At 30.6% G+C, this 6,670-nt stretch carries 6 protein-coding genes; all 6 read left to right on the top strand.

All coding sequences use genetic code 11. The features are described 5' to 3' along the window. Positions 1-445 precede the first annotated feature (445 nt). Positions 446-1,216, top strand: coding sequence for a DUF536 domain-containing protein (locus ISP02_RS12860; RefSeq protein ID WP_195721953.1), 771 nt, complete (start codon positions 446-448; stop codon positions 1,214-1,216). 289 nt (positions 1,217-1,505) lie between these two features. Next, complete coding sequence (locus ISP02_RS12855) at positions 1,506-3,005, top strand: NAD-dependent epimerase/dehydratase family protein (RefSeq protein WP_195721952.1); 1,500 nt, start codon at positions 1,506-1,508, stop codon at positions 3,003-3,005. Between the two features lie 44 nt (positions 3,006-3,049). After that, positions 3,050-3,550: a TspO/MBR family protein gene (locus tag ISP02_RS12850; protein WP_065339265.1), complete on the top strand. Its 501-nt coding sequence runs from the start codon at positions 3,050-3,052 to the stop codon at positions 3,548-3,550. Positions 3,551-3,554: 4 nt separating this feature from the next. After that, positions 3,555-4,028, top strand: coding sequence for a glycosyl-4,4'-diaponeurosporenoate acyltransferase CrtO family protein (locus ISP02_RS12845; protein WP_065339264.1), 474 nt, complete (start codon positions 3,555-3,557; stop codon positions 4,026-4,028). Then, positions 4,029-5,519, top strand: coding sequence for a phytoene desaturase family protein (locus tag ISP02_RS12840; RefSeq protein WP_069832798.1), 1,491 nt, complete (start codon positions 4,029-4,031; stop codon positions 5,517-5,519). Positions 5,520-5,585: 66 nt separating this feature from the next. Beyond that, positions 5,586-6,626 carry a glycosyltransferase family 2 protein gene (locus ISP02_RS12835; protein WP_069832799.1) on the top strand — a complete coding sequence of 347 codons (1,041 nt, stop codon included), beginning with the start codon at positions 5,586-5,588 and terminating at the stop codon, positions 6,624-6,626. Positions 6,627-6,670 lie beyond the last annotated feature (44 nt).

The following is a 6,670-nucleotide window of genomic DNA, read 5'->3' as shown; positions in this document are numbered from 1 at the left end:
AATAAAAACCTCATTTCCACTTGTTTTTGGATTGAGGTAATAAAACAATTTTTACGTAAGTTATATGTCTTGTGCTTGCACTTAGATGATTAGATATATATAATACAAGTATCAAAAAAATATATAAACAAACGAATGCGAATCGTTTTATTACCGAGAGTCGATGCTACGCCAATAGCATCGACTCTTTTATATTCATAAAGTAATATTAACACTTTTAAGATTGTATATAAAGCGTTTTAAGTATAGTTAGAAGCGCTTTATTACCTCAAAACACTAAAATTTATTAATTTAGTAGCTAATTAGGTATCGAAAATAGCAAATAGGCGGCTAATTAGGTACTTAGATAGTAAATTAGCCACTAAATTTAGGTGGCAAAAGATGAAAAAATGTTTGTTAGGTGGTAAAATTTAGGTACTAAATTAGGTACCTAAGGGCGGATGTTATGAAAACTATTAAAATGATTGCTGACGAATTGGATGTAACTAAACAAACTATTGTTAATAATGCTAAAAGCTTAAATATATCTTTTGAAAAAGAAAATGGAATTAATTATATTAATGATAATGATTGTTTAAAAATTATAGAAAAAATTACTAAGAGAGAAAGTACAACACAAAATAGAGAATCAGTAAAAAAAGAAGTGTTTGATGAAAACCCTGTAGAAGTTGAAAAGAATATATATAATAATTCAAATAGTTCTGAGACATTAAAAACAAAAGCAAATGAATTAGAAAAACAAATAGAAATCTTTGAAACTAGAGCTAAAAATGATGAAAAATATATTGAGAATTTAACTAAACAACTAGATCAACAAAATAGTAATGTTAATACATTAAATAAACTATTGGAGAATCAACAAATATTAACTTTAGAAAGTAATAAAAAGATTCAAAAACTAGAAAACCAATTAGAAGAAGAAAGACAGCTTAATTATTCTTTTGATACAGCGACTAATGATAGACAAAACGTTAATCCGCAAGAAGCAACTTTTACTGAAGAATATCAAAATATCAACCAACAACAAAAGAAAACTCAACCAACAGAAACAGAAGTAAAACATAAAGATATAACTGAAGAGAAAAAGGATGCCAGTACAAACAAAGAAATATTAGTGAAAGATGATAAGCCATCTGAAGAAATAGAGAGCGGGCCTGAGGATAGGGAAGCAGAACCACCTAAAAAGGGGTTTTGGAGTCGTTTGTTTGGTAGCTAATATAATTAATTAGGCACTAAAAGGTTATAACCTTTTAGTGCCTTTTATATATTGAGAACTTCTGATAATCATCGATTATGTTAATAAATTAATAGTAAAAATCAATTTTATTTTAAATTCAAGTTAATTTATCAATAAAATTGGGTATAATTTTATTAGGAGACATAGAGCTCTTGCCATACTTATATTAAATTAATTTAATTGTAATGAGCAATTTAGCTTATTATGTAAAAGATGGGCTGAGGTAAGCATGTGCCTGCTCATCTTTTTAAAATTGGAGGCTAAATTTATGAAAAAAATTCTATTAACGGGTGCTTCAGGATATATAGGTAGCCATTTAATGAATAAATTAAAAGAAAATTATGAAATTATTGCTGTTTCTAGAAATATAGAAAATAAATCTAATGAACAAAATGTTACGTGGAAATCTGCAGATTTATTTGATTTAAATGAGATAACAGAAGTAATGAAAAACGTAGATATTGCTATATATCTGGTTCATTCGATGATGCCTTCGGCTAGGTTAACACAAGCAAGTTTTGAAGATATGGATGCAATATTAGCAGATAATTTTGCTAAAGCATCAAGTTTTAATAAAGTTAAGCATATCGTATTTATGAGTGGATTAATTCCTAATACGAATGAATTATCTCCACATTTAAGAAGTCGTTTAGAGTGTGAACGTATTTTAGGAGCATATGGTGTGCCAGTAACTACATTAAGAGCTGGACTAATTATAGGTGCTAAGGGAAGTTCTTATCCAATACTAAAAAAATTGGTAGAACGTCTACCTGGTTTAATTCTACCTAAATGGGCATATAATACGACGTTGCCAGTCGCTATTGATGATGTCATTAATGGTCTATATAAAATTGTAGAGCGTAATCCGCAAGCGAATGAATCCATTGATATCGGCGGACCAAGTCACATGACATATAAGGATTTGTTCAATCAAACGGCACAGGTGTTAGACAAAAGCTTACCTACACTGGATTTACCGATTATTCCAATTTGGTTAAGCAAATATTGGGTAAAACTAATTTCTGGTGTGCCGAAAGAAATGGTATATCCGTTAATGGACAGCTTAATTCATGATATGATTAGAGATAATAAAAATATTGTAGAAGATATTTCTATTGGCAAAATTGATTATAAAGAAAGTGTACGTAACGCTTTAGAGGAAGAAGCTGTTACACAAAAGAAAAGTAAAAAAACAAGCAAGAGTGCTATCAAAGATGTTCGAGCAATTTCAAGAGTAACCTTGCCTAAAGATATGACCATGAGTCAATTGGCAGAATTATATGCTAATTTCTTAAATAAAATCACATTAAATGTTGTTAGTAGTAACTTCAATGAAGATAATTTTACAATAACTGTACCATTTTTAAATAAAAAGCTACTTTTATTAAGAAAAGACAAGGATGCATCTAATGAAGAGAGGATTCTATATCGTATTGTCGGGGGAGATTTTGCTTTAGATTCAAATGGTGGTAACGCGAGATTAGAGTTTAGAAGGTTACCTTATAGTGATGAATGTATTATAGCATTACAGGAATATGAACCGACGTTACCTTGGTGGTTTTACAAGTATACGCAAGCTAAAATTCATAAAAGTGTGATGAATCTTTTCAAATTGAAGTTGAAAACTAAAAATAGTACTGAAAAGGGAGGGGTTAACATGAAAAAATTTATCTTACCAGTCGTTATTATAAGTGTGATTGTATTAAAAATATATGGATTAAAAAAATATCTAGCTAAAAATAATAATATGTCAAATGCTGAATTATAGCAGATAGATGTAATTGAATTCATATATAAAAGAGGGGTTAACAATTGAAAGCTAACGATATAGTAAAATCAATTATAAAAGTTAAAATGCCGATTATAGGTGGAAAACTTATAGGAAAATTTGCAGTTAAAAACGCGCGCAAAGACTATAAGAAGAATATAAAACCACCTTTTTCACCGCCAGGCTATATATTTCCTATTGTGTGGCCAATACTTTATACAACAATGGGTGTAGCTTATGCAATCGTTACTAATAAATCAAATAACAAGAATTTAAAAGTTATATATTATACGCAATTAGGTCTAAACTATTTATGGTCGATATTGTATTTTAAATACAAGTTAAGATTTAGTGCTTTGATAGAGAGTTTTGTGTTGCTTGGGGCGGTAATAACTACAACAGTAAAATTTTTCAACACGAAGAAAATTGCTGGCATACTATTGGTGCCGTACATGCTTTGGAGTGGGTTCGCAACGTATTTAACTGTAGGGAACTGGTTATTGAATAAAGAGAATCCAAGCTATTCAGAAAAAAACAGGAAATAAATCAATGAAAAGGATAATATATTATGGACTTTACTGGTTTATAGTTCAAATGATTATTGCACAACTTGGTACGCGAATTAGCCATAAATGTTTAAAAAAAGATAATATATACTTTAGAAGTTGGAATTTTGAAAAAGAAGGTCAATTATGGCAAAAATTGTTTAAAGTTCAATATTGGAAAAATCAATTACCAGATGGTCAACGTATTAATTCAAATATTGTTAGTAAAGCAGCTTTTGATACATCAAGTAATACGCACGAAGTAAGTCAGTTTATATTAGAAACGAGACGTGCGGAGCTTGTCCATTTGTTTTCTATATTGCCTGCTATCGCTTTTTTAAATTCGTCAAAAAGCATTAAAATTATTAATCTAGTCTATGTCATTATAGCTAATGTACCGTGTATAATTGTGCAACGCTATAATCGACCTAAATTAGTACGTATATATTCGAAAATGCTAAAAAGAAAAGGTGATTAGATGAGAAAGAAGCAAGTAGTTGTCATTGGAGGCGGACTAGGCGGCATTGCCAGTGCAATCCGCATGGCTCAAGCAGGTTATAATGTGAATTTGTATGAACAAAACAATCACATTGGTGGAAAAGTGAATAGATTAGAGATAGAAGATTTTGGTTTTGATCTTGGCCCTTCTATTTTAACTATGCCTAAAATATTTCAAAGATTATTCCAGCAATGTGGTAAAAAACTAGAAGATTATGTGCATATCCGTAAATTAGATTTGCAGATAAGAAATGTCTATCCTGATGGTGAAATTGTAGATTTATATGAGTCTATGCAAGATACTTTGATAAATAATAATGTAGTAACAGATAAAGATATAAAGCAACTCAATACATTCTTTAAATATGCGCAACAGATACATAAAGCTGCTGAAAATAGTTATTTTGATAAAGGATTAGACACAATGTTTGAAATAATTCGTTATCACGGGCCATTTTCAGCATTAAAAAAATATGATTACTTCCATACCATGCAACAAGCAATTGATAAAAGAGTAAACAATCCATATTTAAGAAAAATGCTAGGATATTTTATCAAGTATGTAGGTTCATCCTCTTATGACGCACCGGCTGTATTGAGTTTGCTGCCTCAAATGCAACATGATGAAGGATTATGGTATGTAGATGGAGGCATTCATAAATTAGCTGAGGCTATGGAGCAATTAGCTAGAGAATTAGGCGTAGGTATCCATTTTGACGCATATGTGAAACGTATAAATTATAATAGTAAAAATGAAGTTATTGGGATAACATTAGCAAATAATAAAGATATATATGCAGATTATATTATATCTAATATGGAAGTAATTCCTGTTTATAGAAATTTATTGAATTTTGATGAAAATAAAATAAATAAATTAGAGCGCAAGTTTGAACCAGCTAGTTCAGGTTACGTAATGCATTTAGGTGTTGATAAAATCTATCCAGAACTTAGTCATCATAATTTTTTCTTCTCTAATAATTCTAAAAAAAATTACAAAGAAGTCTTTCATCAATATGTCTTACCTCAAGATCCTACAATTTATGTGGTCAATACAAATAAAACAGATGACTCACAAGCCCCTGAAGGGCATGAAAATATAAAAATCCTGCCACATATACCTTATATTCAAGGACAGCCATTCAGCGAAGAGGCGTACCTTCAATTCCGAGAATGTATATTGGATAAATTAGAAAATATGGGATTAAAGGATTTGAGACAGCACATCGTATATGAGGATGTATGGACACCACATGACATAGAAAACACATATAATTCTAATAAAGGGGCTATTTATGGCGTAGTGTCGAGTAAAAAAAAGAATAAAGGATTTAAATTCCCTAAAAAAAGTCAATATTACAAAAATTTATATTTTGTAGGTGGCTCTGTAAATCCTGGGGCGGGCATGCCAATGGTCACTTTAAGTGGAATGCAAGTAGCAGAAGCTATTATCGCAGAAGAAAGTAGTTGATATCAGATGATACCATACATAATAGCTATAGCATTTACTTTATTTTCCATGATAAGTGGAAAGTATATGTACATGCGTCGAGCTACGATTAGTCGAAAAAAGAGTGGAAATAAGAAAGACGTCAGTATTATTATTCCTGCTAGAAATGAAGCGAAAAATTTACCTAAATTACTTAACAGTATTGCTAAAGACTCACAAATAGAAGTAATAGTCATGGATGATGATTCAACAGACAACACACCGGCAATTGCAAAACATTACAACGCAAAAGTACATACTGTTAATAACGATATGACATGGAAAGGGAAATCACATGCATGCTGGGAAGGAAGTCAGTATGCAACAAACGATTTATTGATGTTTATTGACGCTGATGTGCAATTTACAAGTGATGATAGTATATGGCGTATATTGTATCAATATAGTTTGCAAGGAAATAAAGGTTTACTTTCTATACAGCCTTTCCATAATATAAAACATTTATATGAAAATTGTTCTGCTATATTTAATTTAATGACGGTTGTAGGAATGAACAAATTTTCAATAAATAGGTCATTAAATGAGAGGCAAAGTGCATTCGGTCCATTAATTTTAACGAACAAGCGAGATTATGAACTGACACATGGCCATTTAAATGCTAAAGATAAAGTGATTGAAGGTTTTGCCTTAAGCAATGTATATCATAATCATGATTTACCTGTTGATTTATTTGAAGGGCAAGGCGTGGTAAATTTTAGGATGTATCCTCAGGGTTTTAGAGCGCTACTAGAAGGTTGGAGTAAACACTTTGCACTTGGTTCTAAAGAGACCAAAAGAGCCACACTTAGTTTAATTGTTTTATGGTTATTAGGATCTAGTATATCTACCTTGAGTATTCTACTTTCACTCAAACTAGGTATCTTATATTTAATTTTAGCAGTTACTATTTATTTTATTTATGTGCTGCAATTCCACAAATTTATTCGAAGAACGGGCGATTTTAATTTCATTGCAAGTATTGGTCACCCATTGCTATTTGTCTGTTTTATTGGAATATTTTTTAAATCGTGGTTAGATATCAATGTGTTTAAACGCGTGCAGTGGAAAGGTCGGAATATAGATTTATAGATTACGATTCACATTAATATAAAGGCAATGTCAGGGTGATTTCG

It is taken from the genome of Staphylococcus durrellii (assembly GCF_015594545.1).
Taxonomy (GTDB): Bacteria; Bacillota; Bacilli; order Staphylococcales; family Staphylococcaceae; genus Staphylococcus; species Staphylococcus durrellii.
Note: the sequence above shows the minus strand (reverse complement) of the source record. Positions and strands in the feature narration are given on the sequence as shown.